The sequence below is a fragment of the Flavobacterium sp. B114r genome, assembly GCF_056824125.1.
In genome coordinates this window covers 978090-993667 of record NZ_CP124858.1, presented here as the reverse complement: position 1 = coordinate 993667, position 15578 = coordinate 978090, and the positions used below count along the sequence as shown (strand labels likewise).

Below are 15578 nucleotides of genomic sequence, written 5' to 3'. Positions count from 1 at the left end.
TTTGGTTAATTCAGAAATGTTGATTACTCAGGTCTGACCACTGGTTTCAAACTATCTTTTGCAACAGCCGTACTGTCTTTTACTGCAGTTGCAGGTGTCAGGCTAGTTGCAGGTGCTGTATATTTTTTTATTTTTTGTTGAATCAATACGGCATCATTTAAAACAAATGGAGTTGGCATCATCCAGTCGCTTCTTGGTTTTATTTTTAGTAACGGATTTGTCATTAAATCGAAAGAACTTTCGATAAGATCCATATCAAAAATAGATGATTTATTGATGTAGAAATCCATTATAAGGGGTTCGTTGGCTACGACATAATAACATAGGATTTTTGATCCGTCACGCTCCAGACGATTTCCTTTTTGATCTGAAGTAGAAACACCATTAGCTTTAAAGTTGAAGAAAGTCATTTTAGGATTGGCATAAATATCATAACGATTTACCTTTCGGTTTGGAGATATTTTAATTTTTAAATACCTGTTGTTTCCTACAGTACTGTCTTTTAAGAAAGCAATCGTTGGTTTTTGAAGCTCAACAACCGGTGCGATTGCGCTGTATGTAAAACCGGAATTGTATTTACTCGTTAACGGAAGAGCATTTAAGCCAACTGCTTTTTGATTTTTTTCTCCCAAGTAACTTTTAGTCCATTCGTCTAAGTTTACATCATAAGTAGTCCAGACAGCTGAGTTTGTATTGGCATTATAAACGTATAATAAACTGTTTGATTTTGCTTCTCCGTGTTTATAACCAGAGTGATATCCTGCATAGATGAAAAATCCAATAGATACCGCAAAAAAGAACATTGTCCAGATTCCTTTTTTAAAGAAATCTCCAAATATAGGAAGCAATAATCCAAAAAGTAAAACGGTTAGAATCGCACTTCCAAAGAGAATTTTTAAGCCCAGTCCAATAGGGAACATCAAAATAAATGGTGCTATAATGGCTAAAGCAGGAATACTGAATAACAAGTTTATGCCTAAGCTATAATGTTGGGTGATGACAAAAATCCCGAAAAGGATTACTCCAAAATAAACCGGGATGATTAAGAAACCGGCGCCGGTTAAACTATTTGCCAGAAAGGCGTTAATGATAATCCAAAGTAGCAATGGAGCTACAAAGTGGTTCATTGTGATCTTTGCTTCTGAAAAATGATGATAAAATGCAAAAGAAATTGCAATACTTAGTGCAACAAAAGCACCAATGTAAGCATGACCATTATAAGTAAATCCGTTAAGGAGATCTGAATATTGCGGATAGATCTGAAGCAGGATTTTCCAGCCTAAAAAGGTAACTAATCCTGAAACAACGAGTGATCCCAAAAGTGGAACAAATCCTCTGAAAATTTCCCTAAAAGTAATGACACGCTTCGCTTTTCCAATAAAAATAAAAAGAATTAATAAGCCTAAAGCCACGATGGTCATTGGTATAACCCATGAAAAAGGATAACTAATGAATGAAAACGGAATGCTGAAATAAACATGGTCTTCCGTTGAATCTGTTGTTGTTAAATCAACATTCGAAAAATATTTTAACAATGGCATCAAATAAGTTCCCTGATGCGCCAATGTCGTTTTGCTTAAATGCTGAACATCGTCTTGTTGTGTGTGATAATTATAATGTCCGTCTATAAACGCAAAATTGAATCCCTGAATCTTGCCCTGCTCTCTAAAAACGGTAAGATCAGTATCGTTTGGCAGCATTTTGTAAATACTGTACATCAACGAATTCGAAACCGGATATTTAGTTTTTGCATTGGCAAATTCTTTTACAAGAGCTTCATTTCCTTTGTTGGTTTCCATCAGCATATAACTTGGTCCTGATGAACCTCTTGCTTCAAAGTTAATGACCAAACCAACGTCTTTTGCCCAGGGATGTTCGTTGACAAAAAGGGCTGCGCCATTTAATCCTAATTCTTCGGCATCAGAAAAAAGAATGATGATGTCATTTTTGTGTGGTTGTTTGGCGTATAAAAAAGCACGAATTCCTTCCAGAATTGTCGCTACTCCTGAGGCGTCATCGCTTGCGCCTTTAGAAAACGAATGTGGGGCACTATCATAATGTGATAATAGTAATAGTGCTTTTGTATTATTGGTCCCTTTTATACGGGCCAGAATGTTTTTAGATTTTACTAAAAGTCCCTTATCATTTAGGGTAAATCCTTCCTGAATAGAAGTCTCTAGTCCAATTCGGTTGAGTTCCAGTTTAAGATAATTGGCTACAAGTCCATGATTGGTTGAGCCAACATAGTGAGGTTTTTGCGCAATAATTTCGACCTGATTTAGTGCTCTCTCTGTCGAGAATTCTGCAAGTGCTTCTTCATCTTTCGAAATCCATTGAGGCATCATCGAGGCGTAGATTATACCAAGAATAGCTAGAATGCAGACTATGGCCAGAATTGAGGTGGGATTTTTTTTCATGATGAATACGTACTATATTTCTTTTTTAACAAGCATAAAATAATCATTGTCCAAAGAGCGATATCCTTGATCATACAGAAAATAGTAGGTATTTCCTGTTTTGGTCTGCAAGATATTGGTAAAGAAGTCGAAATCAAAGCCTTTGTTTATCATTTTTTCCCGAGTTGCTTTAGATTTTCCATCCATGTTAAGTTCAGACAAAATACGGTAATTTTTTCTTAATTTGTTGTTTACATTGCGCATGAAATTAGTGCTGTCCTTGTTTATCTTGTTATTGTAGGCATTTCGACAGCTGTCTGAACAAAACTTTTTGTCTTCTCTGCCTACTATTTTTTCGGAGCATTCCAGGCATGTTTTCATGGTTCTAGCTTTTTGATTTCATACAGGTCATGTCGCCTGTCCTTTAAGATTCGAACACTTCCATGTTCGTGAAGCTGTTTTAAGAGATTCAGATCAACATCAACAATCAGGGTCATTTCTGTATTTGGCGTTGCCTCAGCTTTTATACCATTACTGGGAAAAGCAAAGTCAGACGGCGTAAATACAGATGCTTGTGCATATTGAATATCCATATTGTTCACTTTTGGTAAATTACCAACACAACCTGCTATGGCTACATAACATTCGTTTTCGATTGCACGCGCCTGCGAGCAGTGTTTGACACGTGTATAAGCGTTTTGGGTATCTGTAAGAAAAGGTACAAACAAAATATTCATTCCTTCGTCAGACATTATTCTCGAGAGTTCAGGAAATTCGACATCATAACAAATTAAGATTCCAATTTTTCCGCAATCTGTGTCAAACGTCTTAAATTCAGATCCGCCTTTCATTCCCCAATGCTGCACTTCGTTTGGAGTAACGTGAATTTTGGTATACATTTCTGAAGTTCCGTCTCTTTTGCATAAAAAACCAACATTATATAAATTACCATTGTCTAAAAGAGGCATGCTTCCGGTAATAATATTGATGTTGTAAGAGATGGCGAATTCCTGGAAACGTTTTCTAATGGGGTCAGAATATCTCGCAAGTTCGCGAATGGCTTCAGCTTCGGATAAATGATTGTAATCAGCCATTAAAGGCGCGATAAAAAGCTCAGGAAACAAAGCAAAATCACTTCCATAACCTGAAACGACATCGATAAAAAATTCTGCCTGCTCAAAAAACTCTTCCAGATTATTTAGTTGACGCATTTGCCATTGAACCAATCCCAAACGAATAACGCTTTTTTCGAGATTAATAAGTTTTGGACTTTCATCATAATAAACATTATTCCATTCTAAGAGAACAGCAAATTCCTTAGATTCTTCATCGCCTTCCAGATAGTTTTTGATAATCCTTAAAACGTGAAAATCATTACTCAGCTGAAATGAAAGTACAGGATCATGTAATTCTTTATGTTTTACTTTATCAATATAATTTTTTGGCGTAAGCTTTTTAGAATGCTGGTTATAATTAGGGATTCTTCCTGCGAAAACAATAGCTTTTAAGTTCAATTGTTCGCAAAGTTCTTTTCTGGCATCGTACAAACGACGGCCCAAACGTAAACCTCGATAATTAGGGTGAATAAAAACATCGATTCCGTATAATATTTCTCCGTCAGGATTGTGTGTTGAGAATGTATAATCACCAATAATTTGTTTGTAATTATGTCTTTTATCGACTAATTTTTCATCTACAATAAGAGATAAAGCAGATCCTACAACTTTGTCATCAACTAAAATTACCAATTGGCCTTCAGGAAATATAGAAAGTAATTTTTCAATGTCTTTCTCTTTCCAATATGAATTTGCCATTTCGGGATATGACTCAATCATTGAATTTTTCAATTGTTTATAATCTTCTATTTCTAGATTTCGTAACTCGACTTTATTAATTTTTGTTTGCATTGTAGTATGATTTGTGTTAAAAATACGAAAAAAAAATCCATTTACAAACGTTTACAAATAATTACAACCGAAAGTAATTAGTTGATAACCGAATAAGTTTTGCATTACATCTCATCTTTGCAATGTTGAATTTGATAATCGAATTCTTTATATATGAACATTTAAATATTATACGCCATGAATGCAATGAAAAACAGAGTACAATTAGTTGGTAACGTAGGTAACGACCCAGAAATTAGAACATTGGATAACGGAAGAAAATTAGCGCATTTGACTATTGCCACAAACGACAAATATACCAATGACAAGGGCGAAAAGGTTGAGCAAACAGAGTGGCATCGTGTAACTGCCTGGGGAAAAACGGCAGAAATTATCGAAAAATATGTACTAAAAGGCAAAGAAGTTGCCATTGAGGGTAAGCTGACCCACAGAAGTTATGACGATAAAAACGGTGAAAAGAAATATATTACCGAAGTTGTTGTCAATGAAATTCTTCTGTTAAGTAAATAGCGTTACGTTAAACTTGATATTCAAAAAACCCGACAGGTTTTAATCCCGAGACTTCTGGATTAAAACCTGTCGGGTTTAAATTTTATGTTGAAATGTATTTATAAAACAGATGCGCCGTTAATATCAGTAGTGAGTACTTCGCTCATATAATCAAAAAAAGGTCTCATGTTTTTGCAGGTTTCTAAGGCTTGTTCCAGAAAAAGCGGACTTAGTACTTCGTCATCAGTAAAACGTTTAATGATCAAAAACTGTTTGTATCTAAGTAAGTCAATAGCTTCATGGGTGATATCAAATCCTTTTGGTGCTGTTTTAAGCTGTTCGCCTTGTAAAGTTCCAAAAGTTTTGACAAAAGATTTTGAACTCAATATTTTTTTCATCGGTTCAGAATCATGGGCAAATTCACTTCTTACACGTTTTAGATCTCCGGCATTTGGTCCCCAAAAACCACCGGCAAAAAAACTGTTTCCTTTTTCCAGATGAAAATAATAACCGCCGCGCCTTTGACTTGTTGCTCTTGTAAAACTGCCGCCCCAAAAGGTTTTAAAGGGAGTTTTGTCTTTAGAAAAACGAATGTCACGATAAATTCTATACACACTTTTTTTGCCCGAAGAAGTTTCTAAAACATCAGTTTTTGAAAGTTCATGAAGCAAAGCACCTGCAAAAGTTTCAATATGATTTAATTCTATTAAATAAGCAGGCTTATTGGCATCAAACCAAGGTTTATTATTGTTCTCTTTAAGTTGAATCAAAAAATCAAGACTGGATTTGGGTATGATAATGTTTTCCATAATTAAATTTAGAATCTTTTTAAAATCAGAAGGCGATTAATTTAAACTAAAAACCCACCAAATTTGTTGGTGGGTTTTGTGTATATGTAGTTAAGCAGTTTTTTTGAATAAATCAAACATAGGACAACGTGAGCAGCGTTTCTTTTCACTTTTTTTGTATTTCTCACAGCAAGATGATTTGCAGTTTTCCAACTTTTTAATCTTGTCAAGGATAGCTGCGTTTTTCTTTTTCTTTTTATCCTTTTTCTTGTCCTTATCTTTTTCTTTCTTGCTCAATTTTCCTCCGTATTTAAAAACAGAAGCAAATATAAAAGAAAATAGTTATTTTTAAGTATTCTAAATAAACTTTAACTATTTTTTATTTAGGGTTAATTGCAATAGAACTTGTAACCGTTAATTGCTGAATATCACGGTCGAACAAATATAATCCACCTTTGTCATCTCCAATTAAGTTGATTTTATCAAGAATAGATTTTGCTGTTGCTTCTTCCTCAATTTGTTCTGCAACGTACCATTGTAAGAAATTATGAGTTGCGTAATCTTTTTCTAAGAAAGTAATGTGTACCAACTCATTGATAGATTCTGAAACAAAAATCTCATGGTTATAAAGAGCTTCAAACATTTCTTTAAAAGTAGAATAAGATGTTTTAGGTGCTTTTAGATCTGTAATCTGCGCGTGACCTCCGCGTTCGTTTACATACTTAACTAACTTAAGCATATGAGCGCGCTCTTCGTCTGATTGTGTGTACATAAATTGTGCGATTCCTTCTAATCCGTGTACTTCAGCCCAACAAGCCATAGAAAGGTAGGTTTGCGAAGATTCGGCCTCTATGCGAATTTGCTTATTTAAAGCTGACTCAATATTTTTTGATAACATAATAATGACTTTTTTGTAAAGTTAGAAAAAATTATCCATTCCTCTTTTTTGAAATCTAAAATCACAGGACATTTGGATTAATTCTCAATAAATTTAAGGTTTTTTAATAGGCAAAGAATTCGAAAAAATAGCTTTATTACTAATCGGGTTTCCGCTGTCTTCCCTAATAAAACCATCTGTAAACTTGCGAATAGTATATTGTTTTAAGGCTGTGTCATAATAGCTTAAAATATAATAATCTTTCAATTTAATTATATTCTTAAGTGCGGCATTTTTATTCATACTCAGGTAATAAAAGATGTTGTCGATCGCTAAAGGTGCAGATTTCTCGGTGGGTACAAAATCTAAGTCAGCGTTTAACATCGAATCAAAATACACCATTTTGCTTTGACGATATTGTACTTGTCTTTCAAAATTTTCAAACGAATTGTTTTGTCCATAATTAAAATCAGAAACGATATATTCCAGATATCCGCCAAATGTTATATAGCTGTTTTTATTGTTTTTAAAAACGGAAATCCCAACACTGAGATCCGATAATTGACTCAGGAATTTATTGGTTGTTTTTATCTCGCGGGGTTTATTATCGTTTGTCTGAGCGAATAAAGGCGAATTTTTGAAACGAATAGTATCTTTTTTTGAAACCGAAATGCTTTTAATCGTTTTTTCAGAATCAAAATCTTTTATAGCAAACAAAAGTTCCTGTTTGTTGGCTGTGATTTGAAAGAGTTTGTTTTCGCTATAAAATGAATTTGAGCTTTTAGATAAAATTTTAGAATCCGGCTGATTGAAATTTTTCTCTGTAATATCAGCAGTTCCCATATTTAGATCGAAAACTTGTGTCGTTTTTTGGTTATAATCAAAAGTCAAAATAATTCGATCTTCCAGAACGTAAAGTTTATTTATAGAAACAGCTTTGTCTAATGGATTGAAATCATCTGACTCCATTTTTTGAATTGGAAAATATCGAATCAATGAACTGAAAGTGAGGTTCTGTCCTCTTTCATTTTGAAAACGAAAAGCTGAAAAATCAAACATTTTTATCTCACATTTTCCATTTTTTAATTCATAAAGAAGAAGATGTTGGCTGTTTTTTTCCTTTCCGAGAATGTAGAAATTATTGTTTTTTTGAAACGTGGTAATTATATATTCATTGTTTTCAGGAATATTAAAATTTAGGGCCCGGGAAGTATTATTGTCCAGATAATATTTTATAATTTTTATGTTTTGTGATTTTCTGGAGCTCCAGTAAAGTGTTGGATTTCCGTCATCGCTTATGCTGCTGCCCAGTAAAGATCTGTCTTCTGCGTCTTTTATAGAATCAGTAAATTGATTTTTCAGGAAAAAAGATTTGCTGTATTTTAGAATGTTGATGTTTTTAGAATCGGATGCAAAAACATAGACATCGTGATTTTTTACATCTTCGGCACTTAAGATCTGACTGTTTTCGTCAATTCTTTTTAGATCTAACGGAAAAGAATTTAAGATTGTTTGACTTAACAATACTGATGGAGAGGCTAAAAGAAAAAAAAGAAGAAGTTTTTTCATGAGTTTCGTTGCACAAATATTATTCCAAATTTAATTAAATTTAATGGATTAAAGTAAACTGGCAACTGGAATTGGGGAAAATAAAAAAAGCCCAAAAAGAATTTCTTTTTGGGCCCTTACTTTTTTGAAGTGGAATTATCTTACATTAAAAGTAACTCTTCTTGCTAATCTTCTTGCTTCAGCTGGATCTTTGTCGATAGAATTATCTGATCCGGCAGCAACAGTATTTAATCTTGAAGATTCGATACCTGCTTTTTCTAAAATGGTTTTAACATTCTTAGCTCTGGTGTTTGATAATTTGTTGTTATATTCTGCCTTACCAACCTGATCAGCATGACCAATAATGTCAAGAGATGCCGAAGGGTTTTTTCTTAAGTACGTTAAAACAACATCTATGGCAGCAGTAGAATTTTCGATTGGAGTCGATTTATTAAAGTCAAAATAAACACTGTAATATTGATCGTTAATCATTTCTTTTACAACATCTTTTTGAGGTACTGCTACTACAGGAACAGCTGCTACTATTTTTTCTACAATTACTTCAGTAGGTTTATTTGCTACTAAAGTTTCAAGTTCGTTTAATTTATTTTGTAATTCAGTAAGATCTTGAGATTCTGAGATTAAGGTCCAGTCAGCATGTTTTGCATTTTTTCCTAAATAAACCTGCAATCCAACTGTTCCGTTAAATAAAATTCCTGTAAAACCTCTTGAATCTGCAGTAGTTGCTCCGTCAAAAGTAGCATCTTGCGACGCATTCAGGATCGTAGTAAAATCACCGGTTAAAGCAAATCTGTCAGACAATCTAACCTGACCTGTAACACCTGCGATGAAGTTACCCATTCTGTCTTTAACATGTAAATCTTTGTTCTCTAACTGTGCCAGACCAAAACCTGCGTGACCTAATAAACCAAATGTTTTAGTCCAGGATTCAAAGTTCATGATTCTGCCTAAGTTAGCAACAGCTTGCAAATCGGCTCTGTAATATTTTGAGTCAAAATCTATAGAATTGTTTTTTCCTGTAAAACTGTTGTATCCAAAATCAGCTTTTAAACCAAATTTGTTATTAAACATATATCTAACTCCAAGATCACCAACCCATAGACTTGGTGTGCTTGTAAAATAATTTGAGCTCATTGGACGTTGAGGTTTGTTTACACCTCCACCTAGTTCTACCGACCATTTATTGTAGGCTGTCGAACTTTTTTCTGTTTGCGCATTTGCATAAGCTACGGTCAAAGCAAACGCCAAAGTCATTACAATTTTTTTCATTGTTATTTTAGTTTTTAATTTTTCCCAAACTAACAATTTATTGTAAGAATTATGACCCAATAAAAGTCATAAATATAACAGAATAGGGTTAAATGTGCTTTCTAAACATTCATTAACTCCTGAAAATAATCGACAAATTGTCCCATATGCAAACCATCCATTAATCCATGATGAACATGAACAGACATTGCAATTGTTCTTTTTCCGGTTTCGGAAGTGATCATTTTTCCAAAAGAAATTTTAGGGCAACTGTCTGGAAACGTGTAGCTTCTGGCATGCGAAAGCGAAGTAAAATTTAACCACGGAATCGCCGAAAAATGAACTACGTTATCATCGTCAAATGATCTTGTAAAAAGTCCGGTTGTACTTTGAATACGCTTAATCTCTGCTAAAGCATTTTGTTCAAATATTTTAAAATCAGGATTATATTCGATTAATGAAAACCCAAAAGTACCGTCTTCGCGCCCAATTGTTGCCGATGCGTCAACACGATCGTTGATATAAATTTTGTCATCAGCGATTCTATACTTGAAATTCTCAATAGAATTTACTGCAACCAATGTTTTGTGCAAGTAATATATGAAGAAAGAAGCCTTGATGCTTTTTGCAGTTTGGTAGGCTTTTGTACAATCAATTTCTACGGTTGCACCAAAAAAAGGTTCTTCTAATTGTTTGAAAAATAAGAAATGTTCTTTTCTGTTCCAGTTTTCTAAATCTAAAAGTGTTTTCATTATGATAAGTTCTGAAGTATTTCAGTAATTTTTTCGAAGGAACTAAAATGCTCGTGTTCGACTTTGTGACTAATTTTTTCGTGTTCCCAAGTGGTATGAAACGGAATATGAACGGCGTAACCTCCAATTCCGAGAACCGGTAAAACATCAGATTTCAATGAATTTCCAATCATCAAAAATTCATTGGCCTTAATGTCTAAACGACCCAGTAATTTTTCATAATCAACTTCTTGTTTGTCTGACATTACTTCTATATGATGAAAATAATGACCCAAACCGGAACGATGTAATTTGCTGTGTTGGTCTTTTAGATCGCCTTTTGTAGCAACAACCAATTTGTATTTTCCGTGTAGAGATTTCAAGGTATCTTCGACTCCGTCCAGAAGTTCGATAGGTTTTTCGAGTAATTCTTTTCCGTATTGAATGATTTTTGCGATCGCTTCAATAGGGATTGTATTATTCGAAATATTCATCGCAGCTTCAATCATCGACAGAATATATCCTTTGATTCCGTAACCGTATAAAGGTAAATTCTGAATTTCGATCTTAAATAATTCTTGCGAAATACCCTGATGTGAAAGATAATCTTCCATCAAAGCGCAAAATTTATGTTCTGTTTCCTGAAAGTAAGGTTCGTTTACAAACAAAGTATCATCAGCATCGAATGCAATTACTTTTAAGTTTGGTATTTTGTTTCTATGTAACATGGTGTTTTTGTTTCAAGGTTGTTTTGTTTCAGGTTTCAGGTTTTCTTTGTTTCAGGTTTTTTAGCCACGAGTTAGCGCTAATTTTTTTTGCCACAGATTAGATGATTAAAAAAGATTAAATAAAAGAATCTGCGTTAATTTGTTTAAATCTGCAAAATCTGCGTGAAACTATTTTTTCGCCACAAATTCACAAACTATTTAAAATTAAATCCGCGTAAATCCGTTTAAACCCGTATCATCCGCGTGCCATTTCTCAATCCTAATTCTTTGCAAACAGCCTCTTAATAGAAATTGTCTTATCGTAAAAAGTAATCCTGATTCCGAATAGCAAAATGATTCCGCCAAAAACCATTTGTAAAGTTATTTGTTCTTCTAAAAATAACCAAGCTAATACGGCTGTAATTACTGCCTGGCTCAATAAACTTAAAGAAACTCTTGTTGCGCGCATATGTTGTGTGGCATAACTAATAGAAAGCCAGGCGCACAATTGGCAAATAACGGCTTGTAACACAAACAGAAACCAGCCAGCATTAGAAAATCCTGTAAAAGGTTCGTTTAATGCATAACAAATAATTCCTAAATATACAGTTGAAGCCAATAAACTAATCGTCATAAACGATAAAACATCGACTTGCGAAAGAACATTTTTACTCACTAAAAGATAAATAGAATATAAAATTCCGGATAAAACGGCAAATAAGAATGCCTGATTAAAATTCAATTCCAGAAAAAAACTAAAGCCAACTAAAGTAATCATGCCGAATAAGGAAACTACAGTTCCTATCCAGAAATTAGTTGTAGGTCTTACTTTCAAAAAGAAAAAAGAACCAATACCAACCCAAAGCGGTGATAAATTTGTTAGTAGCGAAGCCTGAGTTGCGCTTGAATCCTGAATGGCAATATTCCAGACAGCAACATCAGAGGCGAATAAAACCCCGCAAAGTGCTGCAAGTAATGTGAATTTTAATGGTGGAAGTTTAAAGTTTTTGCTTAAAAGTACGTACGGCAATAATAATAGAATGGCAAAAGCCATGCGGTAAAAAGCCGAGATTAATCCCGGTGCTAATTTAAGTTTAACCAATATCGGGAAAATCGAAATACATAGTATTCCTCCGATTAAGGCTAATCTTGGTTTGGTAATTTTCATTGTAATGCGTTTCTAACTTACCGAATTACTCTTGTAAGTGTTTTTTAAATTCTTTTTTAAAACAAAATTGCGTGAAGCAAAGTTCACGCAATTTATAGAATATACAATAATAAGTTGATTCTTATTCTTCTTTTTGTACCACTTCAACTGTTGGTGGAACTTCAGCAATGTTTTCACCTTTTAAGTAAGAAGGCAAATTAAGGCCAGCCATATTAAATAAATCATTTAATGGTGGAACCGTTTTCATCATTCCAGACACAAAGTTTGCCGTCGATGAACTTCCATTTTCGCCAGAACCATTGCCAGAATCCCAAACGGTAATTTTATCAATCTTTATATTTTTCACCGCTTCAACCTGAGTTCTAACCAATTCAGGAAGTTTTTCCAGTAACAATAGTTGGAAAGCTTTGCTTGGATCTCCGCCGGCAGCAGCAACAACTTGTTTGTAACCTTCGGCTTGTTTCGTTAAAATTTCGAATAAACCTTTCGCTTCTGCTTCCATTTTTGCAAAAATTGCATCGGCTTCACCTTTTGCATTTTCTCTTATAGTTTCTGCTGCAGCTTGCGCTTCGATAATGGCTCTTTGTTTGGCTATTTCGGCAGGAATTACAATATTGGCAATTTGCGTAGAACGTTCTCTTTCAGAACGGGCCAATTCGGCTTTTTGCTCCGCAAGATACGATTCTTCTAATGCTCTTGCTTGTTGTACTTTCTCTGCAGTTATGGCAATACGCAACGATTCTGCTTCTTTTTCTCTACGCAAAGCTTCAGAATTGGCAATAGCAATCTTCGCTTCATTTTCTCCCTGAATAGCAATTGCATTTGCCTCAGATGTTTTTACTCTTGTGTCTCTTGCGGCTTCTGCTTTTCCAATGGTTTCATCTTTTGCGGCAGTTGCAATACTAATTTCTCTGTCTTTTTGCGTAATAGCAATTTTTACGTCTCTGTCTCTGTGCGTTTCTGCGATTTGAGTGTCTTTTTCTCTGTCTGCAAGAGCTTTACCTGTTTCTCCAATTTTTTCCTGTTCAGCAACACTAATTTTTGCTTCGTTGATTGCTTTTGCAGCAGCTTCTTTTCCTAAAGCTTCGATATAACCAGACTCATCTTTAATATCGGTAACGTTTACGTTGATCAGTTTTAAACCAATTTTCTTTAATTCGCTGTCAACGTTTTTCGAGATATTGTCCAGAAATTTATCACGGTCTGAGTTGATTTCTTCAATTGTCATTGTTGCAATTACCAAACGCAATTGCCCAAATAAAATATCTTTTGCCAATTCCTGAATTTGCTCAGATGATAAACCCAAAAGTCTTTCTGCCGCCGTATTCATACTATCAGATTCTGTAGAAATAGCGATTGTAAATCTACACGGAACATCTACACGAATGTTTTGTCTGCTCAGGGCATTAGTTAAATTTGCGTCGATAGAAAGCGGTTTTAAATCTAAAAATGCATAATCCTGAATTACAGGCCAGATAAAGGCGCCACCTCCGTGAACACATTTTGCCGATGTTCCGCCGGTACGACCATAAATGACTAAAATTTTATCAGAAGGACAACGTTTGTACCTTGATATTAATGCCGAAATTGTTACGAAAAATACTATTGCCGCAACTGCAATTAAAATAATTGGATTCATGCTTGGTTATGTTAAATGGATTCTACTATTAAAATATTGTTGTTTTCTATCTTTATGACCTTAACGATTGCGCCTGATTGAATTCTTTCATTCTCAGTCATGGCTTCGAGTTCGTGAAATGCACCGTGTACGCTGATCATGATTTTGCCTTTGCCTTTTTTGTTTTCGGGAATAGTCAAATAAACTTCGGCAGTTTTGTTTAAAGTATTGGTGATTTTAAATGAGTTGTCTTCGGCTAATTTTTGTACTTGTCTGATCACCAGAAAAAACAAAACGACAAACAAAACCCCAACAACAAGTGAAGTAATAATCAGAAATATGGGTTTATCGCCAATTGTGGTATAAAAAGAAATTCCTGTCCAGCTAAATCCCAATAAAAAATTGATAAGATTTCGTAACGAAAAAAGCTGAAAATCACCTCCGCCATGTGTGTCGCCGTGAAAATCAGTCTCAACACCATCACCAATATCCAAACCCGAAAAGGTGATAATGGTTTGAATTATAAAAATGATACTTGTTGGGATAGCGATATACCAAAAAGATTTGAGTAAAGTGGGTAAACTATCTAACAGTTCTATCATTTTGTATTTTTTGAATGATTAGGCGCTAATATCTTGTTTTTTATTTAACAAAACTAATTTGCATGAAAATTATATAAGAAAGTAATTACAAAATCACTGAAATACGCGTGCTTTTCTATGATTATTATCTGTTTAGAAATCCCTAAAAACAAATTGATCTTTTGCGTTATTGTCTTTAATTGTCCAGACCACATTATATGCTCCGGCAGCGTCTCCGTTAGACATTCCTATAAAAATTGTTTTCTCCGGACCAATATAAATTTGCGTGTTTTTGAAATTAGGACTATATATTCCGGTTAGATTATTTATTGGGATATTATAAAATTACCACTAAAAATGAAGTTTTTTATAGTTTTTATTTCGATAAGATTTTCAGGTTTTATTCCGTCAATTCCCCATGCATATTGGTCATCTATTTTTGATATAAAGCCATCTTGTTTTTTAATCTGATGTTCTTTTGGTATGAACTTTCCGGTTTGGATAGTAATCGTGAGATCGTCATTTTTAAATTCGGCATTATTTTCAGAAATAATCTTCATTCGTAATTTTGGCAGATTGCTTAAATATTGAATTCAACTTTTATGAATATAACCAAATTCCTGATCTTCAGGTTTGTTTGATAAGCCTGTTTTCTGTTTTGAAACTCCGTAAGTAATGTAAACCCATTCATTTTTTTCGCCTTGTATGGCATCCATATCTTCGAAAACCTGATTTTCAGAAATTTTACCTACTATTTTTGATTTCGCATTATTATTATCCCGTATATTCACAAAACCATCTTTTTTGTCTTTAATAATTGCAAAAGCACCTATGTTTTGTGCTTTCGAAGAGGTGAAAATTAAAAGGAGAAATAGCGTAAGGGTTAATTTTATTTGGTTTGTCATGACTTATTGGTTCTTTATAAAACGAAAAGAGCGAATCTATTAAAATGATTAATAAATTCACGCTTTTTTAATAAATATAAAAATGTCCATTGGCACTAAATGTTGGTAGAAAACATGAATTGAATCAAATTTGGCGTGCCGTAGGTACGCAATAGTTTCGCTTTGTTGCGTACCTACGGCACGCCAACGAATTTGAAACCTAATATTTCTACCGATATTTAGTGCCTGACAGCACAAAAAAATGTAAAGATTAAATTTGTTTTTGTGTGGTATTAGGCATTCATCATTTTTTGATAAGTTTTTTTAATTTCCGTATCCGAAAAAGGTTCAGGCGCTTGCACCAAAGTTTTGATGGTTCTAATGCAGCTTATCATTTTAATGCGAAGATCTTGATAATCTCCTGTTTCTGTTATCAGAATAGCGTCGAAAATCTCGGCTAGCTGTTCTGGTTGATCCCTGATTTCATCTACGAACCAAATGTCCGAAAGAAATTTTGCCATTGCTGTCATTACAGCCGTTTCTGATGTTTGTGATTTTCTTTGTCATATCGAAAATATTAAACGCACGAAACCCTCACTTTAGGTGTGACAAAAT

The 15578-nt window shown here is 34.0% G+C and carries 17 protein-coding genes; 1 reads left to right on the top strand and 16 read right to left on the bottom strand.

What is annotated here, in order from left to right; translation table 11 throughout:
• Positions 1-23 precede the first annotated feature (23 nt).
• Genes QLQ94_RS04475 through QLQ94_RS04465 form a run of 3 tightly spaced genes read right to left on the bottom strand, consistent with a single transcriptional unit; the run spans position 24 to position 4303 of the window.
• Positions 24-2417 (bottom strand): M28 family peptidase, encoded by a 2394-nt coding sequence (locus QLQ94_RS04475; protein WP_482499255.1) that lies wholly within the window; start codon positions 2415-2417, stop codon positions 24-26.
• 12 nt (positions 2418-2429) lie between these two features.
• Positions 2430-2777 carry a hypothetical protein gene (locus QLQ94_RS04470; protein ID WP_072957263.1) on the bottom strand — a complete coding sequence of 116 codons (348 nt, stop codon included), beginning with the start codon at positions 2775-2777 and terminating at the stop codon, positions 2430-2432.
• The gene (locus QLQ94_RS04465; RefSeq protein WP_271333984.1) at positions 2774-4303 is read right to left on the bottom strand and encodes a bifunctional GNAT family N-acetyltransferase/carbon-nitrogen hydrolase family protein; all 1530 of its coding nucleotides are present in this window, start codon (positions 4301-4303) and stop codon (positions 2774-2776) included. The genes QLQ94_RS04470 and QLQ94_RS04465 overlap by 4 nt, the downstream gene beginning before the upstream one ends.
• Before the next feature lie 177 nt (positions 4304-4480).
• On the opposite strand from QLQ94_RS04465, the gene QLQ94_RS04460 reads away from it, so the two are divergent.
• Positions 4481-4813: a single-stranded DNA-binding protein gene (locus QLQ94_RS04460; RefSeq protein ID WP_271333985.1), complete on the top strand. Its 333-nt coding sequence runs from the start codon at positions 4481-4483 to the stop codon at positions 4811-4813.
• A 98-nt stretch (positions 4814-4911) separates the two neighbouring features.
• Here the strand turns inward: QLQ94_RS04460 and QLQ94_RS04455 are convergent, their stop codons facing one another.
• The 13 genes from QLQ94_RS04455 to QLQ94_RS04395 all read right to left on the bottom strand — a co-directional run bounded on the left by QLQ94_RS04455 (position 4912) and on the right by QLQ94_RS04395 (position 15493).
• Positions 4912-5601, bottom strand: a complete 690-nt coding sequence (locus QLQ94_RS04455; RefSeq protein ID WP_482499254.1) for a DUF2461 domain-containing protein — start codon at positions 5599-5601, stop codon at positions 4912-4914.
• 90 nt (positions 5602-5691) lie between these two features.
• Entirely contained in the window at positions 5692-5877 is a 186-nt protein-coding gene (locus QLQ94_RS04450; RefSeq protein ID WP_271333987.1) for a hypothetical protein, read from the bottom strand.
• Positions 5878-5959: 82 nt separating this feature from the next.
• Complete coding sequence (locus tag QLQ94_RS04445) at positions 5960-6478, bottom strand: ferritin (RefSeq protein ID WP_271333988.1); 519 nt, start codon at positions 6476-6478, stop codon at positions 5960-5962.
• Between the two features lie 93 nt (positions 6479-6571).
• Positions 6572-8026, bottom strand: coding sequence for a hypothetical protein (locus tag QLQ94_RS04440; RefSeq protein ID WP_271333989.1), 1455 nt, complete (start codon positions 8024-8026; stop codon positions 6572-6574).
• Positions 8027-8161: 135 nt separating this feature from the next.
• Positions 8162-9295, bottom strand: a complete 1134-nt coding sequence (locus tag QLQ94_RS04435) for an OmpA family protein (RefSeq protein WP_427401189.1) — start codon at positions 9293-9295, stop codon at positions 8162-8164.
• Positions 9296-9396: 101 nt separating this feature from the next.
• Positions 9397-10026: a chloramphenicol acetyltransferase gene (locus QLQ94_RS04430; RefSeq protein ID WP_271333991.1), complete on the bottom strand. Its 630-nt coding sequence runs from the start codon at positions 10024-10026 to the stop codon at positions 9397-9399.
• Positions 10026-10733 carry an HAD family hydrolase gene (locus QLQ94_RS04425; protein ID WP_271333992.1) on the bottom strand — a complete coding sequence of 236 codons (708 nt, stop codon included), beginning with the start codon at positions 10731-10733 and terminating at the stop codon, positions 10026-10028. The genes QLQ94_RS04430 and QLQ94_RS04425 overlap by 1 nt, the downstream gene beginning before the upstream one ends.
• 259 nt (positions 10734-10992) lie before the next feature.
• On the bottom strand, positions 10993-11880 hold the full coding sequence (locus QLQ94_RS04420) for a DMT family transporter (protein WP_482499253.1): 888 nt from the start codon (positions 11878-11880) through the stop codon (positions 10993-10995).
• A gap of 121 nt (positions 11881-12001) precedes the next feature.
• The gene (locus tag QLQ94_RS04415) at positions 12002-13519 is read right to left on the bottom strand and encodes a flotillin family protein (protein WP_482499252.1); all 1518 of its coding nucleotides are present in this window, start codon (positions 13517-13519) and stop codon (positions 12002-12004) included.
• 11 nt (positions 13520-13530) lie between these two features.
• Positions 13531-14100, bottom strand: a complete 570-nt coding sequence (locus QLQ94_RS04410; protein ID WP_271333995.1) for a serine protease — start codon at positions 14098-14100, stop codon at positions 13531-13533.
• A gap of 305 nt (positions 14101-14405) precedes the next feature.
• Positions 14406-14639, bottom strand: coding sequence for a hypothetical protein (locus tag QLQ94_RS04405; RefSeq protein WP_482499251.1), 234 nt, complete (start codon positions 14637-14639; stop codon positions 14406-14408).
• 33 nt (positions 14640-14672) lie between these two features.
• The gene (locus tag QLQ94_RS04400) at positions 14673-14984 is read right to left on the bottom strand and encodes a hypothetical protein (protein ID WP_482499250.1); all 312 of its coding nucleotides are present in this window, start codon (positions 14982-14984) and stop codon (positions 14673-14675) included.
• Between the two features lie 272 nt (positions 14985-15256).
• Positions 15257-15493 carry a hypothetical protein gene (locus QLQ94_RS04395; protein WP_482499249.1) on the bottom strand — a complete coding sequence of 79 codons (237 nt, stop codon included), beginning with the start codon at positions 15491-15493 and terminating at the stop codon, positions 15257-15259.
• Between the last annotated feature and the right edge of the window lie 85 nt (positions 15494-15578).

Bases quoted from the DNA above. Each gene is read 5' to 3' on its own strand.
- QLQ94_RS04475 (WP_482499255.1), bottom strand. From the start codon at position 2,417: ATGAAAAAAAATCCCACCTCAATTCTGGCCATAGTCTGCATTCTAGCT.
- QLQ94_RS04470 (WP_072957263.1), bottom strand. From the start codon at position 2,777: ATGAAAACATGCCTGGAATGCTCCGAAAAAATAGTAGGCAGAGAAGAC.
- QLQ94_RS04465 (WP_271333984.1), bottom strand. From the start codon at position 4,303: ATGCAAACAAAAATTAATAAAGTCGAGTTACGAAATCTAGAAATAGAA.
- QLQ94_RS04460 (WP_271333985.1), top strand. From the start codon at position 4,481: ATGAATGCAATGAAAAACAGAGTACAATTAGTTGGTAACGTAGGTAAC.
- QLQ94_RS04455 (WP_482499254.1), bottom strand. From the start codon at position 5,601: ATGGAAAACATTATCATACCCAAATCCAGTCTTGATTTTTTGATTCAA.
- QLQ94_RS04445 (WP_271333988.1), bottom strand. From the start codon at position 6,478: ATGTTATCAAAAAATATTGAGTCAGCTTTAAATAAGCAAATTCGCATA.
- QLQ94_RS04440 (WP_271333989.1), bottom strand. From the start codon at position 8,026: ATGAAAAAACTTCTTCTTTTTTTTCTTTTAGCCTCTCCATCAGTATTG.
- QLQ94_RS04435 (WP_427401189.1), bottom strand. From the start codon at position 9,295: ATGAAAAAAATTGTAATGACTTTGGCGTTTGCTTTGACCGTAGCTTAT.
- QLQ94_RS04430 (WP_271333991.1), bottom strand. From the start codon at position 10,026: ATGAAAACACTTTTAGATTTAGAAAACTGGAACAGAAAAGAACATTTC.
- QLQ94_RS04425 (WP_271333992.1), bottom strand. From the start codon at position 10,733: ATGTTACATAGAAACAAAATACCAAACTTAAAAGTAATTGCATTCGAT.
- QLQ94_RS04420 (WP_482499253.1), bottom strand. From the start codon at position 11,880: ATGAAAATTACCAAACCAAGATTAGCCTTAATCGGAGGAATACTATGT.
- QLQ94_RS04415 (WP_482499252.1), bottom strand. From the start codon at position 13,519: ATGAATCCAATTATTTTAATTGCAGTTGCGGCAATAGTATTTTTCGTA.
- QLQ94_RS04410 (WP_271333995.1), bottom strand. From the start codon at position 14,100: ATGATAGAACTGTTAGATAGTTTACCCACTTTACTCAAATCTTTTTGG.
- QLQ94_RS04405 (WP_482499251.1), bottom strand. From the start codon at position 14,639: ATGAAGATTATTTCTGAAAATAATGCCGAATTTAAAAATGACGATCTC.
- QLQ94_RS04400 (WP_482499250.1), bottom strand. From the start codon at position 14,984: ATGACAAACCAAATAAAATTAACCCTTACGCTATTTCTCCTTTTAATT.
- QLQ94_RS04395 (WP_482499249.1), bottom strand. From the start codon at position 15,493: ATGACAGCAATGGCAAAATTTCTTTCGGACATTTGGTTCGTAGATGAA.